Here is a 22,943-nt window from a genome sequence, read left to right as displayed (position 1 = left end):
CTGCCTGTGCTGGCTACTGTCGCGGCATGACCGCTGGGCCCGTGGCACTGGATCTGGAGTCGGACGTCGTCGAGCTGACCCGGACGATCTGTGACATTCCGTCCGTCAGCGGCTCCGAGGCGCCGCTGGCGGACGCCGTCGAGTCGGCGTTGCGCGGCTACGGGCACCTGGACGTGCTGCGGGACGGCGACGCCGTGGTGGCCCGGACGTCGCTCGGGCGTGCCTCGCGGGTCGTGATCGCCGGACACCTGGACACGGTGCCCATCGCGTCGAACCTGCCGGTGCGGGTCGTCGGCTCGGGGGCGGACGCCGTGCTGCACGGCCGTGGGACCGTCGACATGAAGGGCGGAGTGGCCGTGCAACTGCACCTCGCGGCCACGGTGCCTGCGCCCGTGCACGACGTGACGTGGGTGTTCTACGACAACGAAGAGGTCGAGGCCGTGCGCAACGGACTCGGCCGGCTCGCCCGCGAACGGCCCGAGCTGCTGGCGGGCGACTTCGCCGTGCTCTGCGAGCCGTCGAACGCCGCGGTCGAGGGCGGGTGCCAGGGGACGCTGCGGGTCGAGGTGTCCGTGCCCGGCGTCGCGGCGCACTCGGCGCGCTCGTGGAAGGGGGTCAACGCGATCCACGGCGCCGCCGAGGTACTGCAGCGACTGGTGGCTTACGAGGCGGCGGAGGTGCCGGTCGACGGGCTCGTGTACCGGGAGGGCCTGAACGCCGTGGGTGTTCGCGGCGGGATCGCGGGCAACGTGATCCCCGATTCCTGCGTGGTGACGGTCAACTACCGGTTCGCGCCCGACAAGAGCCTGGCGGACGCCGAAGCGCACGTCCGGTCGGTGTTCTCGGGTTTCGCTCTCGAGGTGGTCGACGCCTCGCCGGCCGCGCGCCCCGGCCTGGACCGGCCCGCTGCCGCCGCCTTCGTGCGCGCCGTCGGGGGCGAGCCGAAGCCCAAGTTCGGCTGGACGGACGTCGCACGGTTCGCCGAGATCGGCGTCCCGGCAGTGAATTTCGGGCCCGGTGACCCCGAGCTGGCCCACACCGACGACGAACACTGCCCGGCGTCGTCCATCACGGCCTGCGAGCGCGCCCTGCGCGCCTGGCTCACCGGACGGGCCGGGTGAACCAGGCGCGCCGGTGAACCGTCAGACCCGGGCCACGCGCCGCTCGGGGTAGAACATCAGCACAATGGCGGCGATGGTCCCGACGACGGTGAGCCCCGCGTCGATGCGCATCCAGGTCGCGACGTCGGCCACGAACAGGCCGGGCGCCGCCAGCAGGGCGTTGAGGGCCAGCAGCACGGTCGCGATCCGCCTGGGCCGCCGGCGGCCGGTGACCCACGACCGGGCCAGCAGCCCCACGATGGACAGCGCCATCACCGCGATGACGACGAGCACCGGCCAGGGCGTGGGTTCGTCGGCGTTCGCCTCGGTGACCAGGGTGGTGAACATGTCGAGGCCGACGAGCGCGCCGATCACGTGACCGGCCTTCTGCCGCGCCGTCAGCTGCGTCTCGCCGTCCGCCGTGTCGCCCGTCGTGCCGTCCGTCGGGGTGTCCGCCCGAGTCACCATCTGGATCTCCTCCATCAGCGGTCGCCCGGTGCGGCCGACACCACGACCCTGTGGTGAGCGGTTGTCCCGCCACAATGCCCGGCCTACCCGCAGGTCGAGGCGACCCGCCGGATCCGGGTCGCGTTGCCCGGGACGGCGGTGCTCATGCTCACCATGTTCGACGACGATGCGACCGTCTTCGCGGCGATGCGGGCCGGTGCGCAGGGGTACCTGCTCAAGGACGCGGAACCCGAGGACGTCGCGGGTGGCATCCGCGCGGTGACCGCCGGGCAGGCCATCTTCGGGCCCGGGATCGCGCAACGGATGCTGACGTTCCTCTCCACGTCGCAGCCGGCCGTGGACTACCCGTTCCCCGAGCTGACCGATCGGGAACGGCTGATCCTCGAACGGCTGGCGGCCGGTCGACGCACCGGGGACATCGCGACCGAGCTGTTCCTCGCCCCCAAGACCGTGAGCAACCAGCTGACGTCGGTGTTCGCGAAGCTGGGGGTCGCCGACCGGGCCGAGGCGGTGTTAAAGGCGCGCGAGAGCGGCCTCGGCGGGTGACGACCCTCGCCGCGTCGGCCTTCGTCGGAGGCGGCCTCGTCACGCTGCTGGGAACGTTGCTCGCCCTGCGCACGCCCGCCCGCGCGTCGGGTGTCCTGTTCGCCCCGGCCGGCGTCGTGATGGGCGCGACCGGGGCGTGGACGGCCCACGGGGTCTCCGGCACCCAGGTGGCGATCGCGACGATGCAAGTCGCCGCCCTGGCCGCGATGGCCTACCCCCGGCTCGACTTCCCCGACCCCGCCACGTGGGCGGCGGCGCTGGTGGTGGTGGCCGTGCCCCCCGTCGCGCTCGCCGTCGGGGGCGCCTCGGCCACGACCGCCTGGCTGTGCGTGGTGCTCCTGCCCGCGACGCAGGTCTGGTGGCGGCTGGAGGCCGGGCAGCAGACTCGGCCCCTGCTGTGGTTGCTGACCCCCATGGTCGTGCTGACGCTGGCCGGCGGGCTCGTGGTCCTGCTCGGCTCGGACCGGGCCCTGGCGGTCTTCCTCCCCGCCGTCGCCCTCCTCCCGTTGGCCGCGTGGGTCGGCCTGGCTCAACCGCAGGTCGTCGACCTGCGCGGCGTCGCGTCGATGCTCGCCGTCAACATCACGGCCGCGCTCGGCTTCTTCGCCGCCCTCAGCCTCGTCTCGACCCTCTGGGCGGCGACCACCGGCTCGGCGATGACCCTGGTGGAGCTGGCCGTCGTGGCTGTGGGCGGGTCGTTCCTGCTCGAGCCCCTGCGCCGGCAGCTGCGCCTGGTCGGCGACGACCTGCTGTTCGGCACCCGGCCCGACCCGTTGTCGGCGGCCGGTTCCCTGGCCGGCGACATCGGCGCGGACCCGGTCGACGCGGTCGAGGCGGTGCGCTCCTCCCTCGTCCTGCCCTACGTGGCGCTGACCGTCGAGGGCGCGCCGGTGACCGAGTCGGGGCAGCTCACCGACCACCTCACCTCGCTGCCGCTGAGCCTCGACGGCCAGCCGGTGGGGGAACTCGTCGTCGGACTGCGCGCCGGCGACCTGCGCCTGCCGGCCGCCGACGTGAAGGTCCTGCAGCTGACCGGGCCGCTGCTCGCCCAGACGGCCCGGGCCCACGCCCTCGCGCGGCACCTGCAGGAGGCCCGCGAAGCCGCCGCCACCGCCCGCGAGGACGAGCGGTTCCGGCTGCGGCGCGACCTGCACGACGGGCTCGGACCGCGGCTGGCGGCCATCGCGTTCCGGGTCGGGGCCGCGCAGCTGAAACTGGCCCCCGAGGAGTCGCGGGTGGCCGAGCACCTCGCCCGGGTCCGGGCCGAGGCGGTGGCCGCCATCCGCGAGATCCGGGAACTGGTCTACGGCATGCGGCCGCCGGCCCTCGACGAGGTCGGCCTGCTGGAGGCGATCCGGCTGCGGGCCGACGAGTTGCGCACTCCCGGCGGTGACCCGCTGCGGGTGGAGCTGGTGGCCGCCGACCTCGGCGACCTGCCCGCCGCGGTCGAGGTGGCGGCCTACCGGATCGTCGTCGAGGCCCTCACCAACGCGGCCCGGCACAGCGGGTGCGACCACGCGTCGGCGAGGCTGGTGCGCCACGCCGCCGCGCTCGTCCTCGAGGTGCGCGACGGCGGTACCGAGGCCGGGGAGGTCGGCGAGTGGCGGCCCGGGGTCGGGATCGCCTCCATGCGGGAGCGGGCGCAGGAGCTGGGTGGCACGTTCAGTGCCGCGGACGGCGTGGTGCGCGCCGAACTCCCGCTCGCCTCCTGAGGCTCGTACTCCCGGAAACCACTGCTGGCGAGGATATTTGGACGCCACGACGGTGGACTTCGGGAGTACGAGCACGTGGCGGGCCCTAAATGGGATGACACCGACCCGGTGGTGCCACCACCCTCGGCCTCATGCGTAGCCGGCGGCAGACGATGGCGGAGATGCTCGAAGAGCTCCGAGCGCAGCCGCCGGCCCCGGTCGTCGAGCGCTCGATCGAGCCGTTCGACCTGCGGTACGGCGTCGACCTGCTCGGACCCGACGGGACCTGGTTCGACCGGGTGGAGAACGAGATCTCGCCAGGACGGGCCGTGGAACTGCTGACGTCCGGTGCCCAGGTCGCGTGGGACGCCTGCGGGTGCGGCGGGTTCTGCGGGTTCATCTGGCTGGACGACGACAGCCGGGCCCGGTTGCGGAAGGCCGGTCGCCCGCAGATCGGGGGCCGGGTCAAGAGAGGGCAGTGGGGCGTCATGTCGCACTGGCGATCGGCGGCGGGGGCCGACCTGATCGTGGCCGAGGCCTACGTGCGCTGGGGCGCCGAACTCGCCTGATCCCTGAGCCGAACGGGGACAACGGGTGGATCCGCGCGGCCCAGGGCATGCGCAGATCCACCCGTTGAGGGACGTCGCATGGCGGAGGTTCCGGCCAGTCTGCGTCAGCGGTTGGTGCGCTTGCGAGCGCTCAGGTCGATGATCGCCTGGCGCATGGTGGGCGGACCGAAGGGGTCGCGGCGGGGGCGGGTGGCGGCCTCGGCGGGCTCACCGCGCACGTCGACGGCCTCCTGCTCCGCCGTGGGGGTGCCGTCCTTCGGCGTCTCGGCCGCGGCCTGCTGGGCCCACGGCGTCGACCACGAGCGGGCCGGCGTCACGGGGGCGGGCTCCAACGGGGTGCGCTCGTGGCCGGGTTCGTAGCTGGACTCGTACGACGACTCGAACGTGGGGGACGGCTCGAACCGGGCGACCGGCTCGGGCTCCGGCAACGGCGCGGGCACGCCGAGCGGGTCGTCGCCGTAGTCGGGCGTGTAGCCCTGGTCGGGCTGGTAGTTGCTGGACGGGAAGTCGGGCTGACCGTAGCCACCGGGATAGCCGTACCCGGGCTCGCCGTACCCCTGTTCGTAGCTGCGGTCGTACTCGGGCTCGGGCGCCCGGTCCGACAGCAGGTCGGGCAGGTCGATGGCCCGCGTCTCGGGAGCGCGTTCCGCGGCGTAGGCCGCGGCAGCGTACTCGGCGGGCGTCTCCGCGACTTCCCCGGCGGTCGGCTCCAGCGGCGTCTCCGCCGCGGGGGGCGGGACGGCGGGCAGCACCGTCTCGGCCCGCCGCGCGCGCCGCCCGTGACCGCCGTACACCTGCTCGGCGTCCTGCGCCGGGATCGTCGACATCTCGCCCGTGTACGGGTCGGGGTTGAACACGGTGCGCGGGCGGGGCCGGCCCGGGTGGTCGCCGGCGGACAGCAACGTCCCCGCGGGCAGCGACTCCCCGGCGTCGGCGGCGGCCACCGGCTCGACCACGGGCGGCGGGGCGTCGTCCACCGGCTCGGGCCGGACCGGCTCCGGCGAACCGGCCGGCTCCAGCGACGGCGTCGAGAAACCCTGCCCGCGACGTTCGACGATCGGCTCCTGCGGGAGCACCGCCCGCGCGGGCGGTTCGCTGACCGTGCCCCGGCCGCGCCCGTCGTCCCCCCGCCGGCGCTTGCCGTCGAGCAGCCGCTCGTCGGCCCGCCGGAAGAGCTTCTCGGCGTCAGCGTCGGGCCGGCGGCCCGACAGCGACCACACGGCCGCGCAGCCCATCGTCACGGTGACCACGAGCCCGTCGGCGAGCTCCTGCCACGGGCGGGACGCGACGGCCGCGGCCATGCGCTCGGCGACCGCGTTCGCCTCCTCGTCGCCGGTGGCGGGCAGCAGGACGACGAACTCGTCACCGCCGTAGCGCAGCAGCTGGTCGTCGGCGCGCAGCTGCGAGGCCAGGGAGGCGGCGACCCGGCGCAGCACCTCGTCGCCGACGACGTGGGTGAACCGGTCGTTCACCTCCTTGAAGTGGTCGATGTCGACGAGGATCAGCGCGAGCGGCAGCGGCCCGAACCGCAGCAGCTGCCGCATCTCCTCGTCGAGCGCGCGGCGGTTCCCGACCCCGGTCAGGGCGTCGGTGCGGCTCTCGGTGCGCAGCGCCTGGTGCTCCAGGGCCTGGCGGGCCGTGTCGGCGACCAGGTCCATGCCGCGCCAGCCGAGCCGGACGAGCAGTTCGGTCATCCGGTGCAGCACCGGGATCACGTCGCCGCCGGCGTACGTCTCCAACCAGAGCCGTTCGCGGGTCCGGCAGACCTCCAGCACCAGGTTCGGCAACGTCGCGGGCGGGGCCGCGGCGGCGTCGTCCAGCGAGCGCGCGGTGGCCAGCGACCCGACCAGCGCGTGCGCGCGCATGGCGGCCAGCGAGACGATCTGCCGTTCGACGAGCGGGAGGTCACCGACGGTGCCGAAGGCGTCGGGGCCGAGCAGCCGCAGGGCCTCCGACGGGCGGCCGCGGTAGGCGGCGGCCAGCGCGCGCACGCCGCGCGCCCCCCGGCGCAGCGTGGCCGGCACCTCGGCCTCAGGCAGGTCGTCGAGCCGCGCGGCCACCTCGACCGCCCGGCCCATCAGGTCGTGCTGCGGTTCGGGGGCGCCGCCGGCCAGCGGTTCCATCGCGCGGGCGGCCAGTTCGCCGGCCCAGCCGGACCACTGCTGCGCCTGCTCCAACACCGGGCGGGAGCCGATGGTCCGTTCGATCCGCTGGCGCATGCCGTCGGCGCGGTCGTGCAACCGCAGCCCGGCGTAGACCAGGGCCAGGCCGTCCAGCAGCCGGTACTCGGCCTCGGTCTTCGGGTCCTCCTCCATGACCTGCGCCTCGGCGCGGGCCAGGTCGGCGGTCGCCCCGCCGATGTCGCCGGCGTCGACCCGGAACCGGGCCCGCAGGGCGCAGCCGACGGCCACCCAGACCTCGGCCTGCCGCTCGTGCGCGGCGCGTTCCAGCACGTCGCAGGCCGCGATCGCGTTCTGGGTGCCGGCGCCGAGCTGGCGCAGGATGAGGGCCCGGCCGTGCAGGGCCAGCATCAGGGTCTCGGCGTCGCCGGCCCCGGCCAGCCCCGGGATGATCGCCTCGAGTCGGCGCAGCGCGAGGTCGGCGCGCCCGTAGCGGCCCTCGACGACCAGTCTCTCGACGTCCGCTAGCGGGGACACGCCGTCTCGAGTCACCTCGTCCGGCAGACCACGCACCCCCGTGACTGTACTGGTGATCGCCCGAAGTGTTCAGTCCCGAACGATGGGCAACCTGTCCGGCTCACGCGCGTTGCGGATGGATGCTTCCGCTGAGCTGGCATACCGTCGCTCGACGTGACAACGAACACTGACGATCCGGGCGATCGCGGCGAGTACCAGCGCGGCCCGACGACCCTGCGCGGGGACATGGTGCCGGGGTCGACCACCGACCAGCGGCTGCTCGACAGCCGCGGCCCCAGCGACTGGGTGCACACCGACCCGTGGCGGGTCATGCGGATCCAGGCCGAGTTCGTCGAGGGGTTCGGCTCGCTCGCCGAACTCGGCCCGGCGATCAGCGTCTTCGGCTCGGCCCGCACCCGGCCCGAGCACCCCGACTATCAGCTGGCCTGCGACCTGGGCCGGGCGCTGGTCGAGGCCGGGTTCGCGGTGATCACCGGCGGTGGTCCCGGGGCGATGGCCGGCGCCAACCAGGGCGCCCACGAAGCCGGCGGGGTGAGCGTCGGGCTGGGCATCGAGCTGCCGTTCGAGCAGGGCATGAACGAGTGGGTCGACCTGGGCATCAACTTCCGCTACTTCTTCGCGCGCAAGACCATGTTCGTGAAGTACGCGCAAGGGTTCGCGGTGCTGCCCGGCGGGTTCGGCACCTTCGACGAGCTCTTCGAGGCGCTGGTCCTGGTGCAGACCCGCAAGGTCACGTCGTTCCCGATCGCCCTGCTGGGACGCGACTACTGGCAGGGCATGCTCGACTGGATCGCCGGGCCGGTGCTCGAGCGCGGCATGATCAAGCGTGAGGACGTCGACCTGCTGCACGTCACCGACGACGTCGAGGAGGTCGTGGAACTCATGGTGGCCGCCCGTCGCGGTCACGCCCTCCGGCCGACCCCGCACGCGGCCGAATAGACGGGGAGTAGGCCAGAATCGCGCCATGGCCCGGGTCTGCGTCTTCTGCTCGTCGTCCACCGTGATCGCGCCGCACTACGTCGACCTGGCCGCCGAGGTCGGCGCGGCGCTCGCGGCGCGCGGTCACGACCTCGTCTCCGGCGGCGGCCGGGTGTCGATGATGGGGGCGGTCGCGCAGGCGGTGCGGGACGGCGGGGGCCACACCCTCGGGGTGATCCCACAGGCGCTGGTCGACCTGGAGGTCGCCGACCACGACGCCGACGAACTGGTCGTCACGACCGACATGCGCGCGCGCAAGGGCGCGATGGACGCGGCGGCCGACGCCTTCCTGACCCTGCCGGGCGGGCTCGGCACGCTCGAGGAGCTCACCGAGGTGTGGGTCGCGGCGAGCCTCGGGATGCACGACAAACCGGTGGTCGTGCTCGACCCCGACGGGTTGTTCGCGCCGCTGCGGGACCTCGTGGACGGCCTGGCGACGACCGGGTTCGTGCGGGCCGAGGCGGTGGCGACCATCCGGTGGACGGCGACGGTCGCCGAGGCGCTCGAAGCCCTCGGTGAGCTTCCAGCCGGGCGTCCCGTCGTCCCACCGGCCACCGACGCGCTGGAGGCGGCGCCGTGACCGTGCCCCCCGCCGCCCCCGACCTGCGCCTGGGGGCCACGACGTTCCCGGCCGGACGGGCGGTCGTGATGGCCGTGCTGAACCGCACCACCGACTCGTTCTACGCCCCCGCCCGTCTCCTGGACGACGGGGCCGCCGACGCCGCGGTCGCGCGGGCGGTCGAGGAGGGCGCCGACATCCTCGACGTCGGCGGGGTGCGGGCCGGACCCGGTGCGGAGGTGAGCGTCGAGGAGGAGATCGCGCGCGTCGTCCCGGTGATCGAACGGGTCCGTTCGGCCCACCCCGGGCTGGTGATCAGCGTCGACACGTGGCGCGGCGCCGTGGCCCGCGAGGCCTGCCGGGCCGGGGCGGCGCTGGTGAACGACACCTGGGCCGGGCACGACCCGACCCTCGTGGAGGTCGCGGCCGAGCACGGCGCCGGGGTGGTCTGCTCGCACACCGGCGGCGCGCAGCCGCGCACGCTGCCGCGCCGGGTGGCGTACGGGACGACGACGGACGGGGTGGTCGACGCGGTGCTCGCGTCGTTGCTGGCCGCCGCCCGGCACGCGGAGGGCTGCGGGGTGCCGAAGGAGTCGATCCTGATCGACCCGACGATCGACTTCGGCAAGAACACCTGGCACGGGCTGGCGTTGCTGCGCCGGTTGGAGATGTTCACCGGCTTCGGGTACCCGGTGCTGATGGCGCTGTCGCGCAAGGACCTGATCGGCGAGAGCCTCGGGCTGGACGTCGATCAGCGGCTGGAGGGGACGCTCGCCGCCACCGCGGTGTCGGCCTGGCAGGGCGTGCGGGTCTTCCGGGTGCACGACGTGCGCGCCACCCGGCGGGTGCTGGACCTGGTGTCGATGATCCGTGGGGAGCTGCCGCCGCGGGCGCCGTTGCGTGGGCTCACGTAGTCCTCGTGCCGGTCCTCCGTGCTGGTTGCGTGCTGGTCCTGGCGTCCACAGGTGGTTCCGTCCACAGGGTGGCGGCGGGCGCCGCGGACTGTCGGTGCGGCGTGACAGCATCGGGGACGTGCCGAATCTGCTGCTGCTCCTGCTGACCCTGGGTGTCGTCGCCGCCGTGGTCGCGCTGGCCACGGGCTTCCTGTCCGGCGGCTCGCTCGAGGAGGTGCCGGGCACGGTGCCCGAGCGCGCCCTGCCGCCGCGCCCGCTCACCGGGCAGGACGTGGAGGCCGTGCGCTTCGTGCCCGCGCTGCGCGGCTACCGGATGGACCAGGTCGACGCCGCGATGGACCGGCTGGGCGCCGAGATCGACGGGCTGCGGGCCCGGCTGCAGGCGGCGGGGCTCGACCCGGACGACGGGGCGCCCGGCGCGCCGGTGGCCGCCGGGCGCGTACTGCCCGCGGTCCCACCCGGGCCCGACGTCGACCTGGATGCCGGCGGCGGCCCCGACGCCGGGGCGTAGAGCGATGGTCGCCCGTTTCACCGCCACGGTGACGACCCGCGTACCCGCCGAGGCGGTCTGGGCCCGGGTCACCGACTGGCCGGCCCACGGTCGCTGGGTGCCGCTGACGGAGGTCGTCGTCCTCACCCCGCAGTCGACGGGAGTGGGGGCGCGGTTCGTCGGGCGTACCCGATTGCCTCTGCTGGGCCTGGGTTTCGACGACCCGATGGAGATCACGCGGTGGGGGCCGCCGCGCGCGGGGGAGCCGGGCCGGTGCTCGGTGGTCAAGCAGGGCCGGGTGCTCCACGGCACCGCGGACATCGTGGTCGAGCAGGTGCCGGGCGGCGGCTGCACGGTCAGCTGGCGGGAGGATGTCGAGCTGTCGCCGCTACGGCTGACCCGGGCGGTGGCGCCGGTCTTCGACCCCGTGCTCGCCGCCTTCATGCGCGCCGGGTTCGCCCGCACGCTGCGGCTCATGGTCGGCGAACTGGAGAGGGAGACGCAGGGATGACGGAGGCACGGGTATGACCACGGGGATGACGGAGACCCTGGCCGAGGCGACGCCGGGGCTGACCCGGGGGGACGACGGCCTGCTGCGCTGCGCCTGGGGGACGTCGGCGCCCGACTACGTCGCCTACCACGACGAGGAGTGGGGGCGGCCGGTGCACGGCGAGACCGCGCTCTACGAACGGTTCACGCTCGAGGCCTTCCAGTCGGGGCTGTCGTGGCTGACCATCCTGCGCAAACGCGAGGGCTTCCGGGCGGCGTTCGCGGGCTTCGACGCCGAGCAGGTCGCCCGGTTCTCCGAGGCCGACGTCGAGCGGCTCCTGCTGGACGCGTCGATCGTCCGGAACCGGAAGAAGATCGAGGTGGCCATCTCGAACGCCCGGGCCGTGCTCGAGCTCCGGGAGTCGGTCGAGGGCGGTCTCGACGGGCTGGTCTGGTCGTTCGCCCCGCCCGCGAAGCCGGCGCCGCGTCCCGGGGAGGTGCCCGCCACCACGCCGGAGTCGAAGGCGCTGGCCAAGGCGCTGAAGGCCCACGGCTTCCGGTTCGTCGGCCCGACCACCGCCTACGCGGCGATGCAGGCCTGCGGTCTCGTCGACGATCACGTGATGGGCTGTCACGTTCGGTCATGAATTAGCCCGGCCGATGGACCGTGGAACCTCCCGGCTACCCCCACCGGACGCGCCGTTTCCCGGACCACGTTTCGTGGTGGCGGTGGGACGCGGGATAATGCTCGGGATCACTCTCCGTGCCGGACGCGGGAAGGGTGATGGGCAGTGGGCCCGAACGGCACGGACGGTTCGACCGGACGGGCGCACGAAACTCAGGAAGGGGATGCCACATGGCGGCCATGAAGCCGAGGACCGGCGACGGCCCGCTGGAGGTCACCAAGGAGGGTCGCGGCATCGTGATGCGCGTTCCCCTGGAAGGTGGCGGCCGGCTGGTCGTCGAGATGTCGGCTCCGGAGGCCAGCGAGCTCGGAGACGCGCTGAAGGCCGTCGGCGGCTGATCCCCCTCCTGTGAGTGGCCCCACCACGCTGGTCGCCGCGGCCCGGACCCGCGTCCGCGCGCACCCGTCGTCCCTTCCCGATGCCCTGGGCGACTCTGCTCTGACGCGTCCGGCCGCGGCCGTCGCGGTACCGGTGGCGCCCGCCGTGGCCCGCGCCGAGGCGTCGGTGCCGCGGGAGGTGGCGGCCGTCGCCCGGGCCTACGGCGTCGACCTGGGCCGCGTGTTCGAGGCCGAGCGGTTCCGTGGCGGGGCCGGTGAGGTGCTGCGGGTCCCCGTGCAGGCCCCCGACGGGCTGCCGAACCGGCTGCTCCTCGTCGGGGTGGGGGGCGCCGCTCCGGCCGACCTGCGCCGGTCGGGCGCCGCGCTGGCCCGGGCCGTGCGCGGGTCGTCGTCGGTGCTCACCAGTCTGGGCGCCGGCGCCGGTCGGGACGGCGTGGCGGCGGCCGTCGAGGGGCTGGTGCTCGGCGGATACGAACCGCCGAGCGCCGGGCAGCGCAACCGGAAGGACGCGGCCGCCGTGGGCGAGGTGGTGCTGGCCAGCGGGCGCGCCACCGGCTACCCGGCGGCGGCCGTGGAGGCCGGGTTGACGGCCGCGCAGGCGGCGGTGACCGCCCGCGACCTGGCCCAGACCCCGTCGTCCGTGAAGTCTCCGCAGTGGCTGGCCACGCAGGCCCGGCGACTGGCCGAGAAGGCGGGGCTCGACGTCGAGGTGTGGGACGAGAAGCGCCTCGCCGCCGAGGGTTTCGGTGGCGTGCTTGCGGTCGGCGCGGGTTCGGCCACGCCGCCGCGCTTCGTCCGGATCGACTACCGGCCGCGTGGCACCGCCCGGCAGCAGCCGGTGGTCCTGGTCGGCAAGGGCATCACGTACGACACCGGGGGGCTGTCGATCAAACCGCGTGAGTCGATGGTCCCGATGAAGACCGACATGTCGGGGGCCGCCGCGGTGCTGGCCGCCGTCGTCGGGGCGCCGGCCGCCGGGGTCACCCGCCCGGTCACCGCGCTGCTGCCCATGGCCGAGAACGCCTTCGGCGGGTCGTCGTACCGGCCGGCCGACGTCGTCACGGTCCGCGGCGGGACGACCGTCGAGATCCTGAACACCGACGCCGAGGGGCGGATGGTGCTGGCCGACGCGCTCGCCTACGCCGACGACTCGCTCGACCCGGACACGGTGCTCGACCTGGCCACCCTGACCGGGGCCGCGTCCCTCGGTCTGGGCAAGCGGCACGCCGCTCTGTATGCGACCGACGCCCGGCTGGCCGCGTCGCTGGTGGCCGCGGGAACCGCTGCGGGGGAGGGGGTCTGGGAGTTACCGCTGGCCGAGGACTACCGCTCGGCGCTCGACTCCCCGATCGCCGACCTCCGGCACGTGCCCGGCCCCGGACAGTCCGTGGGCGGCGGCTCCATCACCGCCGCGCTGTTCCTGCGCGAGTTCACCGGGGGCCGGCGCTGGGCCCACCTGGACATCGCCGGGCCGGCCCGCAGCGACCGCGACGAGTATGAGATCTGCCGGGGCGGAACCGGTTTCGGTGCCCGCCTGGTGCTGCGCTGGCTCCAGCGCTGAGGTAGGCGCCGAGGTCTCAGCCCGACAGGCGTGACAGCTGGCCCGCGTGCAGGCCGGCCACCCACTCCCAGCCGGCCCGGGCCCGGGCGTCGATCCGCGGGTCGTCGAACGGGCCGCCGCCGCGCAGGGCGTCGACGTAGGCCCGGTCCCGGTCGAGCCGGACCCGCAGCTCGGCGGCGTCGCCGACCGTCCCGTGCCCGGGGACGAACACGTCGACGTCGTCCGCCACGGCGTCGAGGGCCGCCAGCCCGGTGAGGTAGTCGCCGACCGGGTCGGTGGCGGCCGCGTCGAGCATCGGGACCAGGACGTCGGAGAGCAGGTCGCCGACGACGAGCGCCCCGGCGTCCGGGATCAGCAGTGCGGCGTGGCCCGCGGCGTGGGCCTGGTGCTCGATGATCCGGACCTCGGGCCCGTCCCACGGGATGCGCGTCGCGTCCGCGGGCAGGCCGGTGACGGCGCCGAGCAGGTCGTCGAGCGGTACCCGGCCGACGAGCTCGGGCGGCAGCATGCCGGTGACGCGGGCGCGCGCCGCGGCATCCGGCAGCTTGGCCCGGACGGTGGCGGCGCAGTGGGCCGTGCCGTAACGCGGTGCGGTGCCGAGCCTCTCGTGCCAGAGCAGGTGGTCCCAGTGCGGGTGTGTGGAGAAGCCCGCCGCCACGACGTGTCCCGCACCGGCGAGGTCGTCGGCCAGGTGGGCCAGTTCGTCGCCGGTCACCCCGGCGTCGATCAGCAGCACGCCGTCCCGCCCCTGCACGACCACGGCGTTGCTCAGCATGAACTCGCTGACGTGCACGGACACGCCGTCCGCGACCTGCTTCAGCACGGTTTCACCTCTCGAACGGCGTAGTGGTGCATGGTCACTCCCGAGGCGAACGTCCGCTGCGCCAGCAGGTCGAGGTCGACCGGCCGGTCGTAGTCGTCGAACAGCGGCCGGCCGAAACCGAGGACCGTCGGGTGGGTGGCGAGCAGCAACTCGTCGAGCAGCCCGGCGCGCAGCAGCTGGGTGGCGAGGTTCGCGCCGCCCACACCGATGGCGCCGTCGGTGGACGCGCGCAGGGCGGCGAGCTGCTCGATCACCCCGTCCCCGCTCAGGATGCGGGTGTTGAAGTCGGCGCTCGTGCGGGTGTTGGAGACCAGGACCTTCGGCGCGGCCGTCCAGATCTCGGCGTACTCGCGCATGTAGCCGGGTAGCTCCTCGTCGGTGCGGCCGCGTGGCCAGTACGTCTCCATGATCTCGTGCATCACCCGGCCCGTGACCGTCAGCGCGAGGGATCGGGCGTGCTCGTTGAACGCGCGGTGCAGTTCCTCGTCGATGCGCAGCCACTCGCCGGCGCCGTCGTCCCCGGGGACCTGCTCGATGCGCAGGTCGAGCGAGACGTTCATCGAGTACACGAAGCGGCCCATGGACTTCTCACCCCTAGTGGTTGCGATCTGCAACCACTATTCTGGAGCGACGGAAGCACTGTCAAGGAGGGTTCGTGGAGCCACGGTCGGGGTGCCCGATCAACGCCGCCGTCGAGGTGCTCGGCGACCGCTGGTCGATGCTCGTGCTGCGCGACGTCGTCTTCGGCGACCGCCGGTACTTCCGGGCCCTGCTGACCAACTCCATCGAGGGGATCGCGTCGAACATCCTGGCCGACCGCCTGGTGAAGCTGGTCGAGGCCGGGCTGCTGACGCGGGGCACCGCCGCGCGCGGGCAACGGGCCCGGTACAGCCTGACCGAGGCCGGCATCCGGACGCTGCCGGTCATGGTGGCCCTCGGCAACTGGGGTCTCGACCACCGCCCGGGCACGGAGGAGCTGCGGGTCCGGCAGCAGCTGATGCGCGACGAGGGTCCGGACTTCGTCGAGGAACTCATGGCCGAGCTACGGGTCCGGCACCTCGGTGAGCCACCCGTCGAACGTGACGGTCCTGGCCCGTTCGAACGGCTGGCGGCTGCCTACGAGGGGGCCCGGGCGCATGCTGCGTTTGCGCATGATCACGACTGAAATGCTGCGTTTGCGCATGATCACGGCGGAAGGTCAGGTGGCGACGACGCGCCAGGTGGTGACGAAGTCGGGGTCGACGACGACCTCACCCGAACCGGACAACGTGTACGAGCCCGGTTTGGCGACCTCGTAGGCGTCGGCGTCCGCAGGCAGCACGGCCGGCTCCCCGTCGCCCGGCCGCTCGACGACCACCACGCCGTCCCCGACGTCCAGCACCCGACCGCAGAACTGCTGCCGGGACAGCGTCTCGCCCGCGGTGTCGACGTAGGTGATGCCGACCAGCAGCCGCCGCCCGACCAGGTCGGCCAGCCGCTCGGCGCCGCGCACCAGCCGCCGCGGCGGCACCGGCCGGCTGGGGTCGACGACGTGGTCGGGCGCGTGCTCGCTCAGCGGGTCACCGCTTCACGGCGACCAGCAGCCCGTCACCGCAGGGGAGCATCGCGGGGACCAGGCGCTCGTCGTCGCGGACCAGCTTGCCCAGCTCGCGCACGGCCGTCGTCCGCGGGTCACGCTGCGCCGGGTCCGCGACCCGGTCGTGCCACAGCGCGTTGTCGACCGCGAGCAGGCCACCGGGGCGCAACAGGCGCAGCGCCTGGTCGAGGTAGGCCTGGTACTCCTCCTTGTCGGCATCCAGCAGCACCAGGTCGTAGGCGCCGTCGGTGAGCCGGGGCAGGACGTCGAGCGCGCGGCCGGGAATCAGCCGGGTGCGGTTCGTGCGGATGCCCGCCTCGCCGAACGCCTCCCGTGCGGCCCGCTGGTTCTCCACCTCGATGTCGATGGTGGTCAGGACGCCGTCGTCGGGCATGCCGCGCAACAGGTGCAGACCGGACACCCCCGCCCCGGTGCCGATCTCCACGACGGCGCGCGCGCCGATCGCCGCGGCCAGCACCTCCAGGGCCGCGCCGGCGCCGGGCAGGACCGGGGTGCACCCCAGCTCGTCGGCCCGCGCCCGGGCCCGCTCGAGGATGTCGTCCTCGGGCACGAAGGTCTCCGCGTACGCCCAGGTGGCCGGGCTCGGCGCTCTGATCGTCAGTCACCTCTTCCGAAGTGCCGCCAGCTCCCCGATGCAGGGAATTCCCAGCAGAGCCTAGTGGGATGCACCGCATGAGCGGCAGCGCGCACGACGACGGTCGAGGTGACGGTTCGGGAACCCCCGGGCCGATTCCTCCGTTGGCGCCTGTAGGTGGACCGATACGACCCACACGGCCGCTCCTCGCCCCGCCGCACTGGCGGGCGGGTCAGGTCCTGGGTCAGGATGGAGTCAGGGTGTCGACATACGCGGTACCCGCGGGGGGCTTTCCGTTCCGGCTGGGCGGGCGTACGACGCCTGCACCGAAGGTCGAGCAGCCCGTCGCCCGGTTCGCCACGTCGAATGAGGTGGACGCTTCTGTGAGCGAGGCGGCCTGGACGCCCCCCACGTGGGAGGAGATCGTCCGGGACCACTCTGCCCGCGTCTACCGCCTGGCCTACCGCCTGACCGGCAACCCGCACGACGCCGAGGACCTCACGCAGGAGGTCTTCGTGCGGGTGTTCCGCTCGCTCTCGTCCTACACGCCGGGCACGTTCGAGGGCTGGCTGCACCGCATCACCACGAACCTCTTCCTCGACCAGGCGCGCCGCAAGCAGCGCATCCGGTTCGACGCCCTGCCGGAGGACGCCGGGGAGCGGCTGCCCGGGCGCGAGCCCGGCCCCGAGGGGGCCTGGGAGCACAACAACCTCGACTACGACGTCCAGGCGGCCCTGGCGACCCTGCCCGCGGAGTTCCGCGCGGCCGTCGTGCTGTGCGACATCGAGGGCCTCTCCTACGAGGAGATCGCCGCGACGCTGGACGTGAAGCTGGGCACCGTCCGCTCGCGCATCCACCGGGGGCGGGCGCTGCTGCGCGAGCAGCTGGCCCACCGCCGTCCGAACCGGGTCGAGCTGGGCGAGGCGCGCGCCGGTGAAGAGGTCGTGCGGTGAGCCTGAGCCATTTGGGTGAACGCGCCACCGAACTCGTCGACGGCCGGTTGTCGGCCGCCGAGGCGGAGCGCGCCACGATCCACCTGGCCTCCTGCCGGGAGTGCCGGGACGCGGTCGAGCTGGAGCGGCTGACCAAGCAGAGCCTGTCCCGGCTCGCCGACCCGGCCCGCGAGCCGGTGCCCAGCGCGGCGTTCATGCTGCAGCTGGTCGCCATGGGCGGTCCGGGTGAGGCGGTCAAGGAACAGGCCTTGCCCGCCCCGGCCGCCGACACCTTCGTCTTCGACGCGGGGATGGCCCCGCCGATGGCGCCCGTCCCGGTCGCCGCCTACGACCTGCCTGTCCAGCGTCAGCGGGTCCGTCCGCGGCCGCGCCTGGTCGCCGCGATGGTCGCCGCGGCCTGCGTGGTGGGCGCCGGTGCGGCGGTCGGGGGCGTGGCCTCGGGGTCGAGCGCGGCCCGGCCGAACGTCGTCCCGCCCGTCGACACGTTCGTCGCCGAGCACGGCGCCACCGCGGCGACCCTGCCGTTCACCGACCAGAGCGTGGTCTGGGGCGCGCCCACGAACAAGCGGCGATGAGCCGGGCACGGCCGACCACCGCGGTCGCCGTGCTGGTCGGGCTGGCCGGCCTGGTCGCGCTCGTCCTGCTGCTGCCCAGCGGCTGGTCACCCGTCGACCGGGCCTCGGCCGACGTGGACGTCGACACGGTCGACGCCGTCGGACCGTCCGGGGCCGCCGTGGTCGCGGCCGGGTCCAGCGCCGCCGCCGTGACCCTGCTGCGCCGGGCCGCCGACGCGGAGGACGGCGTCGAGTACCAGGGCGACCAGGAGATCACCACGTGGCACGACGGCCGCGCCGCCACCCGCACCGTCACGGTCACCGAGGCGGGGGAGAGTACGGCCACCGCGAACGGCGTCCGCGCGCTCACCGACCGGACCGTGGAGGCGCTGCTGGCGGCCTACGTCGTCAGGGTCGAGGGCGCGGGGACGGTGCTCGACCGGCCCGCCCACGTGGTCACCGCGACGCAGGACGGCGTGCTCGCCGCCCGGATGTGGCTGGACGACGGCACGGGGCTGATGCTCCGGCAGGACGTCGTCGGCGCGGCCGGGGAGCCCCGCCGCTCCGCGGCGTTCGTGTCGCTCACGCTGGGCGGGAAGGCGACGACGTCCGCCGGCTCCCCGTCGTCCGGGCCCTCTTTCGCCCCGTCGTCCCCCTCGAGTGCCGGCCCCAGCGGGTGGACGGTGCTCCCGCTGACCGACCTGGCCCGGTGGGGCGCCGAGGGCTGGCCGGTACGCCAGAGCCTGCCCGGCGGGATGCGCCTGCTCGACGCGCGCCGCGGCACCCTGCCCGGGGACGCGCCCGTCCTGCAGCTCACCTACGGCGACGGCATCTGCGCCATCTCGGTGTTCGCCCAGCGCGGCGAGCTGGCCGACGAGCTGTCCGGCTGGCAGCGCCAGGACTGGGACGACGGGACCGCCCTGGTGCGGGACAGCTGGCCGGAGACCATGACCTGGCAGGGCGGTGACCTGGTGATCACGGCCGTGGGGGACCTCGAGCTGGACGAGCTGCAGGACCGCCTCGCCGACCTGCCGCACGACGACCGGCCCGGCGTGATGACCCGGTTCGCCCGGTCGGCGCTCAGTTGGCTGCCGGGCTAGGCCCCTCGCAGGCCCCGGCATAAGGTGACGGGGTGTTCGGTATCAGCGCGCCCGAGTTGCTGGTCCTGGTGGTGGTCGCGGCCATCTTCCTGGGCCCGGAGCGGCTGCCCGACTACGCCCAGAGCCTGGCCCGCCTGATCAAGGAGCTGCGGCGCATGGCGGCCGGTGCGACCGAGCAGGTCAAGGCCGAGATGGGCCCCGAGTTCGACGACATCGACTGGCGCAAGCTCGACCCGCGCCAGTACGACCCGCGGCGCATCGTCCGGGAGGCGCTCAGCGACGCCTTCGACCCCGACGACCCGCTGGGCATGAAGCAGACCACGCAGGACGTGCGCGACACCCTGACCGGCGCGGCCCGGCCGGCGGCGCAGGGGCCGACCGACGTCCAACGCGAGGCGGAGCAGGCCGCCAACCTGGCCGCCGTCCAGCAGGCGCAGCGGGTGGCCGAGGCCAAGGCCCGCGCGGCCCGCACCGGCGAGGCGCCGGAGGCCGCCGCCGGGCCCGACTACGACCCCGACGCCACCTAGATCAACTGAACTGGCGGCCGACCACCGCGAGAAGCTCCAGCCGACGGTAGCTCTCGCTGCCCGGGGTGGCGGTGAAGACCAGCAGCGACTGCGCCCGGTTCTCGGTCAGCAGGACCTGGCAGTCCACCTCGATCTCGCCCAGCTCCGGGTGCACGATCGTCTTGCGCGCATCGGTCAGCTCGCCGACCTCGTGCAACTCCCACAGGGCACGGAACTCGCTGCTGGCGGCCAGGAGTCGGCTCACGAGTTCGCGGGCGCGCGGGTCGCCACCGGCCCGGGTGGACGCCGCCCGCAGCCGGGCCACCTGCACGTGGGCCTGGTGGTCGTGGTCCCGTTCCGGATAGATCGCCCGCGAGGCCGGATCGGTGAACCACCGGTAGGTCTGGCTGCGCTCGATGCCCTCCCCACCGGTCTGCGGCCCGAGCAGGGCGACCGCCATCGGGTTCTGCACGAGCGTCTCGCCGAGGTCGGAGACCACCTGGGCCGGGGTGTCGTGCAGCCGGTCGAGGACCCGCAGCAGGGCCGGCGCCACGTGGTCGGACCGGTTCACCCGCGCCGGTGCCTGGTGCCCGGCCAGCCGGAACAGGTGCTCCCGCTCGTCGAGCCGCAACCGCAGGGCCCGGGCCAGCGAGGCCACGATCTGCTCCGACGGCTGCGGGCCCCGCTCCTGCTCCAGGCGGGCGTAGTAGTCCGTGGACATCTCGGCCAGCGCGGCGACCTCCTCGCGTCGCAGCCCCGGGGCGCGGCGGCGCACCCCCGGCGGCAGGCCGACGTCCGCGGGCTGCATGGCCTCCCGGCGGGTGCGGAGGAAGTCGGCCAGTCCGGGACGGTCCATGACCTCAGTGTCACCCCCTCGTGGCCTCGCATCCACGGACCGACGATCCCTGGTTGAGCCGTCCCTTCACCCGCCCCGTGGGTCGCCGCAGCCTGGAAGCCCCATCACCCCAGCGCTATTCAGGAGGAACCACGATGAGCAGCACCGTCCTGATCACCGGCGTCGGCCGCGGACTGGGCCGCAGCGCCGCCCTGCACCTGGCCCGGGCCGGGTTCGACGTGATCGGCACCTACCGCAGCAGCAAGGCCGAGGCTGAGGCGCTCGCCGAGGCGGTCCGAGCCCTGGGGCGCCGGGCCGCGCTGCTGCCCCTGGACGTCGCCGACGCGAGCGCCTTCGGCGACTTCGTGGACGACGTCCGCCGGGTCCTCGAGGCCGAGTTCGGCGGGGCGCGGCTGCAGGCCTTGGTGAACAACGCCGGGTTCGGGGTGCACGCGCCGTACGCCACGACCTCCGAGGCGGACTTCGACGAGCTGGTCCGGGTGCAGTTCAAGGCCCCGTACTTCCTGACCCAGGCGCTGCTGCCGCTGATCGCGGACGGCGGCCGGGTGCTGAACGTCTCGACCGGGCTGGCCCGGTTCACGCTGCCCGGCTACAGCGCGTACGCCGCGGCCAAGGGGGCCGTCGAGGTGTTGACCCGTTACCAGGCGCTGGAACTCGGCGAGCGGGGGATCCGGGTCAACGTGGTCGCCCCCGGCGCGGTCGCGACCGACTTCGGGGGCGGCGTGGTGCGCGACGTCGCCGCGGTGAACACCCACGTGGCCGCCTCGACGGCGCTGGGCCGCGTCGGGCAGCCCGACGACATCGGCGCGGGGATCGCGGCCATCCTGTCGGACGGTTTCGGCTGGGCGAACGGCACCCGGATCGAGTTGTCCGGCGGCCAGAGCCTCTAACCCCCCAAATGCTCGTGATCAAGGAAACTTCTACTCTTCTCGGCCCGGTCGGCCCACCCGGCGGCCAGAGCCGAGAGTAGAAGTTTCCTTGATCACGAACCGCCGCGGGGTCAGCGACCCGCGGGGGTGAGGCCCAGGGAGCGGCCGGCCAGGCCGCGGGCCCGCTTGGTCAGCTGGCGGGCCACCGAACGCAGCGCGACCGACGCGGCGCTGTCGGGCCGGGCCAGGACGACGGGGAGCCCGGCGTCCCCACCCGCGCGCAGGTCGACGTCCAGCGGGACCTGACCCAGCAGCGGCACGGGCGCGCCGATCGAACGGCCCAGCGAGTCGGCGACCGCCTGGCCGCCGCCGGCCCCGAACAGCTCCAGCTTCGACCCGTCGGGCTGCTCCAGCCACGACATGTTCTCGACGACGCCGACGATCTGCTGTTTGGTCTGCAGGGCGATCGACCCGGCCCGCTCGGCCACCTCGGCGGCGGCCTGCTGCGGCGTCGTGACGACCAGGATCTCCGCGGTCGGCAGCAGCTGCGCGGTGGAGATCGCGATGTCGCCCGTGCCCGGGGGCAGGTCGAGCAGCAGGACGTCGAGGTCGCCCCAGAACACGTCGGACAGGAACTGCTCGAGCGCTCGGTGCAGCATGGGCCCGCGCCACACGACGGGCTGGTTGCCGGGCACGAACATGCCGATCGAGATGACCTTCACGTCGTGCGCGACCGGCGGCAGGATCATGTCGTCGACCCGGGTCGGCGCGTTGTCGACGCCGAGCATGCGGGGCACGGAGAAGCCGTAGACGTCGGCGTCGACGACACCGACCGACAGGCCCTCGGCGGCCATCGCGGCGGCCAGGTTGACCGTGATGCTCGACTTGCCGACGCCGCCCTTGCCGGAGGCGACCGCGTAGATGCGGGTCAGCGAACCGGGCTTGCCGAACGGGATCTCCTTCGACGAGCCGCCGCCGCGCAGCTTGTCCTTCAGGCCCGCGCGCTGCTCGTCGGACATGACGCCGAGCGTGACCTCGACGACCTCGACCCCCTCGACCGCGCCGACGGCCGCCTTCACGTCGCCGGTGAGCTTGTCCTTCATCGGGCAGCCGGCGACGGTGAGCGACACCTCCACGGCGACGGTGCTGCCGGTGATGTCCACCGACTTGACCATGTCGAGGTCGGTGATGGGCCGCCGGATCTCGGGGTCGTTCACCGTGGCCAGGGCGGCCTGGACGGCTTCCAGGGTAGGTGCTGCGGACATGGGACGATCCTAAGCCCGCGTCCGGGCCGCTCCGGACCGCCGGGGTGTGTGCGGGGCCACTCGGGCCCCGGACGGCCGGTGCGCGGGCGAGATGCCCCGTCGCGCGCCGTCCGGACGGCGCATCCAGGGCGGAAATCAGCCGACATCCTGTGATCCAGTCGGCTTCGACATGCGCCGATCAAGAAAATGGTTGAAGGTGTCAGCACGTCCCTGGCGGGCCGTCGGGCCGCCGTGGGTGGCTCGGACCATGGGCAGGAGGCTGCGTGAGCGACACGATCGTCCCCGCGACGACCGCCTCGACACGTCCGTCGAACCCGTTGCCGCTGGTCATGCCCCTGCCCCAGGCGCCCGTCGACTCCCTCGACGCCTTCGCCCGCCGGGTGGCCACCGAGCTCGAGTCGCCCGTGGCGCTGGTGTCGCTGGTGGACGCCGAGGGCCAGTTCTTCCCGGGGGCCGTGGGCCTGCCCGAACCGATGGCCACCGAACGCTGGACGCCGCTGTCGCACTCGTTCTGCCAGCACGTCGTCACGTCGCAGGCGCCGCTCGTCGTGGGCAACGCGCACGACGACCCGCTCGTGCGGCACAACGGGGCCGTGCAGGACCTCGGGGTGATCGCCTACGCCGGGGCCCCGGTCGTGCTGGACGGGATGGTCGTCGGAGCGGTGTGCGCCATCGACCACCGGCCGCGCACGTGGAGCGCCGAGCAGGTCGCCCGGCTCGGGGAGCTGGCCCGCGAGTGCTCCCTCGCCCTGGGGCAGCTCGCCTCCTAGCGTCGAACGCGATCGCGCCCGGAAACCGAC

Annotated in this window: 27 protein-coding genes; 19 read left to right on the top strand and 8 right to left on the bottom strand. The window is 74.1% G+C overall.

The features are described 5' to 3' along the window. Nucleotides 1-26 precede the first annotated feature (26 nt). Entirely contained in the window at nt 27-1,121 is a 1,095-nt protein-coding gene (dapE, locus tag ACIB24_RS15730) for a succinyl-diaminopimelate desuccinylase (RefSeq protein ID WP_398282305.1), read from the top strand. Nucleotides 1,122-1,142: 21 nt separating this feature from the next. Here dapE and ACIB24_RS15725 read toward each other — a convergent pair whose 3' ends face one another. Beyond that, nucleotides 1,143-1,568 (bottom strand): hypothetical protein, encoded by a 426-nt coding sequence (locus ACIB24_RS15725; RefSeq protein WP_398282302.1) that lies wholly within the window; start codon nt 1,566-1,568, stop codon nt 1,143-1,145. 153 nt (nt 1,569-1,721) lie between these two features. Here ACIB24_RS15725 and ACIB24_RS15720 point away from each other — a divergent pair, with 153 nt between their 5' ends. The 3 genes from ACIB24_RS15720 to ACIB24_RS15710 all read left to right on the top strand — a co-directional run bounded on the left by ACIB24_RS15720 (nt 1,722) and on the right by ACIB24_RS15710 (nt 4,374). Beyond that, entirely contained in the window at nt 1,722-2,114 is a 393-nt protein-coding gene (locus ACIB24_RS15720; RefSeq protein ID WP_398282299.1) for a LuxR C-terminal-related transcriptional regulator, read from the top strand. Continuing rightward, on the top strand, nt 2,111-3,826 hold the full coding sequence (locus ACIB24_RS15715) for a sensor histidine kinase (protein ID WP_398282296.1): 1,716 nt from the start codon (nt 2,111-2,113) through the stop codon (nt 3,824-3,826). The genes ACIB24_RS15720 and ACIB24_RS15715 overlap by 4 nt, the downstream gene beginning before the upstream one ends. Before the next feature lie 161 nt (nt 3,827-3,987). Further along, complete coding sequence (locus tag ACIB24_RS15710; RefSeq protein ID WP_398282293.1) at nt 3,988-4,374, top strand: hypothetical protein; 387 nt, start codon at nt 3,988-3,990, stop codon at nt 4,372-4,374. Nucleotides 4,375-4,478: 104 nt separating this feature from the next. On the opposite strand, the gene ACIB24_RS15705 is transcribed toward ACIB24_RS15710, so the two are convergent. Beyond that, entirely contained in the window at nt 4,479-7,031 is a 2,553-nt protein-coding gene (locus tag ACIB24_RS15705) for a diguanylate cyclase (RefSeq protein ID WP_398282290.1), read from the bottom strand. Nucleotides 7,032-7,256: 225 nt separating this feature from the next. On the opposite strand from ACIB24_RS15705, the gene ACIB24_RS15700 reads away from it, so the two are divergent. From ACIB24_RS15700 to ACIB24_RS15665, 8 genes are all read left to right on the top strand, one after another. Then, complete coding sequence (locus ACIB24_RS15700) at nt 7,257-7,970, top strand: TIGR00730 family Rossman fold protein (RefSeq protein ID WP_398282870.1); 714 nt, start codon at nt 7,257-7,259, stop codon at nt 7,968-7,970. 25 nt (nt 7,971-7,995) lie between these two features. Further along, entirely contained in the window at nt 7,996-8,589 is a 594-nt protein-coding gene (locus ACIB24_RS15695) for a TIGR00730 family Rossman fold protein (protein WP_398282287.1), read from the top strand. A gap of 68 nt (nt 8,590-8,657) precedes the next feature. Then, nucleotides 8,658-9,482, top strand: a complete 825-nt coding sequence (folP, locus tag ACIB24_RS15690; protein WP_398282868.1) for a dihydropteroate synthase — start codon at nt 8,658-8,660, stop codon at nt 9,480-9,482. A gap of 118 nt (nt 9,483-9,600) precedes the next feature. After that, entirely contained in the window at nt 9,601-9,993 is a 393-nt protein-coding gene (locus ACIB24_RS15685) for a DivIVA domain-containing protein (RefSeq protein ID WP_398282284.1), read from the top strand. 4 nt (nt 9,994-9,997) lie between these two features. After that, complete coding sequence (locus ACIB24_RS15680) at nt 9,998-10,483, top strand: SRPBCC family protein (protein ID WP_398282281.1); 486 nt, start codon at nt 9,998-10,000, stop codon at nt 10,481-10,483. 25 nt (nt 10,484-10,508) lie between these two features. Then, entirely contained in the window at nt 10,509-11,108 is a 600-nt protein-coding gene (locus tag ACIB24_RS15675; protein ID WP_398282278.1) for a DNA-3-methyladenine glycosylase I, read from the top strand. Nucleotides 11,109-11,317: 209 nt separating this feature from the next. Further along, nucleotides 11,318-11,485: a DUF3117 domain-containing protein gene (locus ACIB24_RS15670; RefSeq protein ID WP_398282275.1), complete on the top strand. Its 168-nt coding sequence runs from the start codon at nt 11,318-11,320 to the stop codon at nt 11,483-11,485. 10 nt (nt 11,486-11,495) lie between these two features. Continuing rightward, nucleotides 11,496-13,046 carry a leucyl aminopeptidase family protein gene (locus tag ACIB24_RS15665; protein WP_398282272.1) on the top strand — a complete coding sequence of 517 codons (1,551 nt, stop codon included), beginning with the start codon at nt 11,496-11,498 and terminating at the stop codon, nt 13,044-13,046. Nucleotides 13,047-13,062: 16 nt separating this feature from the next. Here the strand turns inward: ACIB24_RS15665 and ACIB24_RS15660 are convergent, their stop codons facing one another. Next, nucleotides 13,063-13,869, bottom strand: coding sequence for an MBL fold metallo-hydrolase (locus ACIB24_RS15660; RefSeq protein ID WP_398282269.1), 807 nt, complete (start codon nt 13,867-13,869; stop codon nt 13,063-13,065). Further along, complete coding sequence (locus ACIB24_RS15655; RefSeq protein ID WP_398282266.1) at nt 13,863-14,450, bottom strand: dihydrofolate reductase family protein; 588 nt, start codon at nt 14,448-14,450, stop codon at nt 13,863-13,865. The genes ACIB24_RS15660 and ACIB24_RS15655 overlap by 7 nt, the downstream gene beginning before the upstream one ends. A 74-nt stretch (nt 14,451-14,524) precedes the next feature. Here ACIB24_RS15655 and ACIB24_RS15650 point away from each other — a divergent pair, with 74 nt between their 5' ends. Then, nucleotides 14,525-15,034: a winged helix-turn-helix transcriptional regulator gene (locus ACIB24_RS15650; protein ID WP_398282264.1), complete on the top strand. Its 510-nt coding sequence runs from the start codon at nt 14,525-14,527 to the stop codon at nt 15,032-15,034. 33 nt (nt 15,035-15,067) lie between these two features. Here ACIB24_RS15650 and ACIB24_RS15645 read toward each other — a convergent pair whose 3' ends face one another. Both ACIB24_RS15645 and ACIB24_RS15640 read right to left on the bottom strand, forming a co-directional pair. Next, nucleotides 15,068-15,379, bottom strand: coding sequence for a hypothetical protein (locus tag ACIB24_RS15645; RefSeq protein WP_398282261.1), 312 nt, complete (start codon nt 15,377-15,379; stop codon nt 15,068-15,070). Nucleotides 15,380-15,428: 49 nt separating this feature from the next. After that, complete coding sequence (locus ACIB24_RS15640) at nt 15,429-16,016, bottom strand: O-methyltransferase (RefSeq protein WP_398282258.1); 588 nt, start codon at nt 16,014-16,016, stop codon at nt 15,429-15,431. A 395-nt stretch (nt 16,017-16,411) separates the two neighbouring features. Between ACIB24_RS15640 and sigE the strand changes: the two genes are divergently transcribed. The 4 genes from sigE to ACIB24_RS15620 are packed head-to-tail and all read left to right on the top strand — an operon-like array spanning nt 16,412 to nt 19,174. After that, a complete protein-coding gene (gene sigE, locus ACIB24_RS15635) occupies nt 16,412-16,993 on the top strand; it encodes an RNA polymerase sigma factor SigE (protein ID WP_398282866.1) in 582 nt (193 codons plus the stop codon). Beyond that, complete coding sequence (locus ACIB24_RS15630; RefSeq protein WP_398282255.1) at nt 16,990-17,568, top strand: anti-sigma factor family protein; 579 nt, start codon at nt 16,990-16,992, stop codon at nt 17,566-17,568. Before sigE ends, ACIB24_RS15630 begins: the two co-directional genes overlap by 4 nt. Next, the gene (locus ACIB24_RS15625) at nt 17,565-18,647 is read left to right on the top strand and encodes a sigma-E factor regulatory protein RseB domain-containing protein (protein ID WP_398282252.1); all 1,083 of its coding nucleotides are present in this window, start codon (nt 17,565-17,567) and stop codon (nt 18,645-18,647) included. The genes ACIB24_RS15630 and ACIB24_RS15625 overlap by 4 nt, the downstream gene beginning before the upstream one ends. Before the next feature lie 32 nt (nt 18,648-18,679). After that, nucleotides 18,680-19,174: a twin-arginine translocase TatA/TatE family subunit gene (locus tag ACIB24_RS15620; protein ID WP_398282249.1), complete on the top strand. Its 495-nt coding sequence runs from the start codon at nt 18,680-18,682 to the stop codon at nt 19,172-19,174. 1 nt (nt 19,175) lies between these two features. Here ACIB24_RS15620 and ACIB24_RS15615 read toward each other — a convergent pair whose 3' ends face one another. Beyond that, entirely contained in the window at nt 19,176-20,009 is an 834-nt protein-coding gene (locus tag ACIB24_RS15615; protein WP_398282246.1) for a helix-turn-helix transcriptional regulator, read from the bottom strand. A gap of 134 nt (nt 20,010-20,143) precedes the next feature. Between ACIB24_RS15615 and ACIB24_RS15610 the strand changes: the two genes are divergently transcribed. Continuing rightward, nucleotides 20,144-20,899, top strand: coding sequence for an SDR family NAD(P)-dependent oxidoreductase (locus ACIB24_RS15610; RefSeq protein WP_398282243.1), 756 nt, complete (start codon nt 20,144-20,146; stop codon nt 20,897-20,899). 110 nt (nt 20,900-21,009) lie between these two features. Here the strand turns inward: ACIB24_RS15610 and ACIB24_RS15605 are convergent, their stop codons facing one another. After that, the gene (locus tag ACIB24_RS15605) at nt 21,010-22,143 is read right to left on the bottom strand and encodes an Mrp/NBP35 family ATP-binding protein (RefSeq protein ID WP_398282240.1); all 1,134 of its coding nucleotides are present in this window, start codon (nt 22,141-22,143) and stop codon (nt 21,010-21,012) included. 263 nt (nt 22,144-22,406) lie between these two features. Between ACIB24_RS15605 and ACIB24_RS15600 the strand changes: the two genes are divergently transcribed. Beyond that, nucleotides 22,407-22,913, top strand: a complete 507-nt coding sequence (locus ACIB24_RS15600) for a GAF domain-containing protein (RefSeq protein ID WP_398282237.1) — start codon at nt 22,407-22,409, stop codon at nt 22,911-22,913. Nucleotides 22,914-22,943 lie beyond the last annotated feature (30 nt).

The organism is Spongisporangium articulatum, from assembly GCF_044465595.1.
Taxonomy (GTDB): domain Bacteria; phylum Actinomycetota; class Actinomycetes; order Actinomycetales; family Kineosporiaceae; genus Spongisporangium; species Spongisporangium articulatum.
This window is presented reverse-complemented; position numbering and strand designations above follow the sequence as displayed.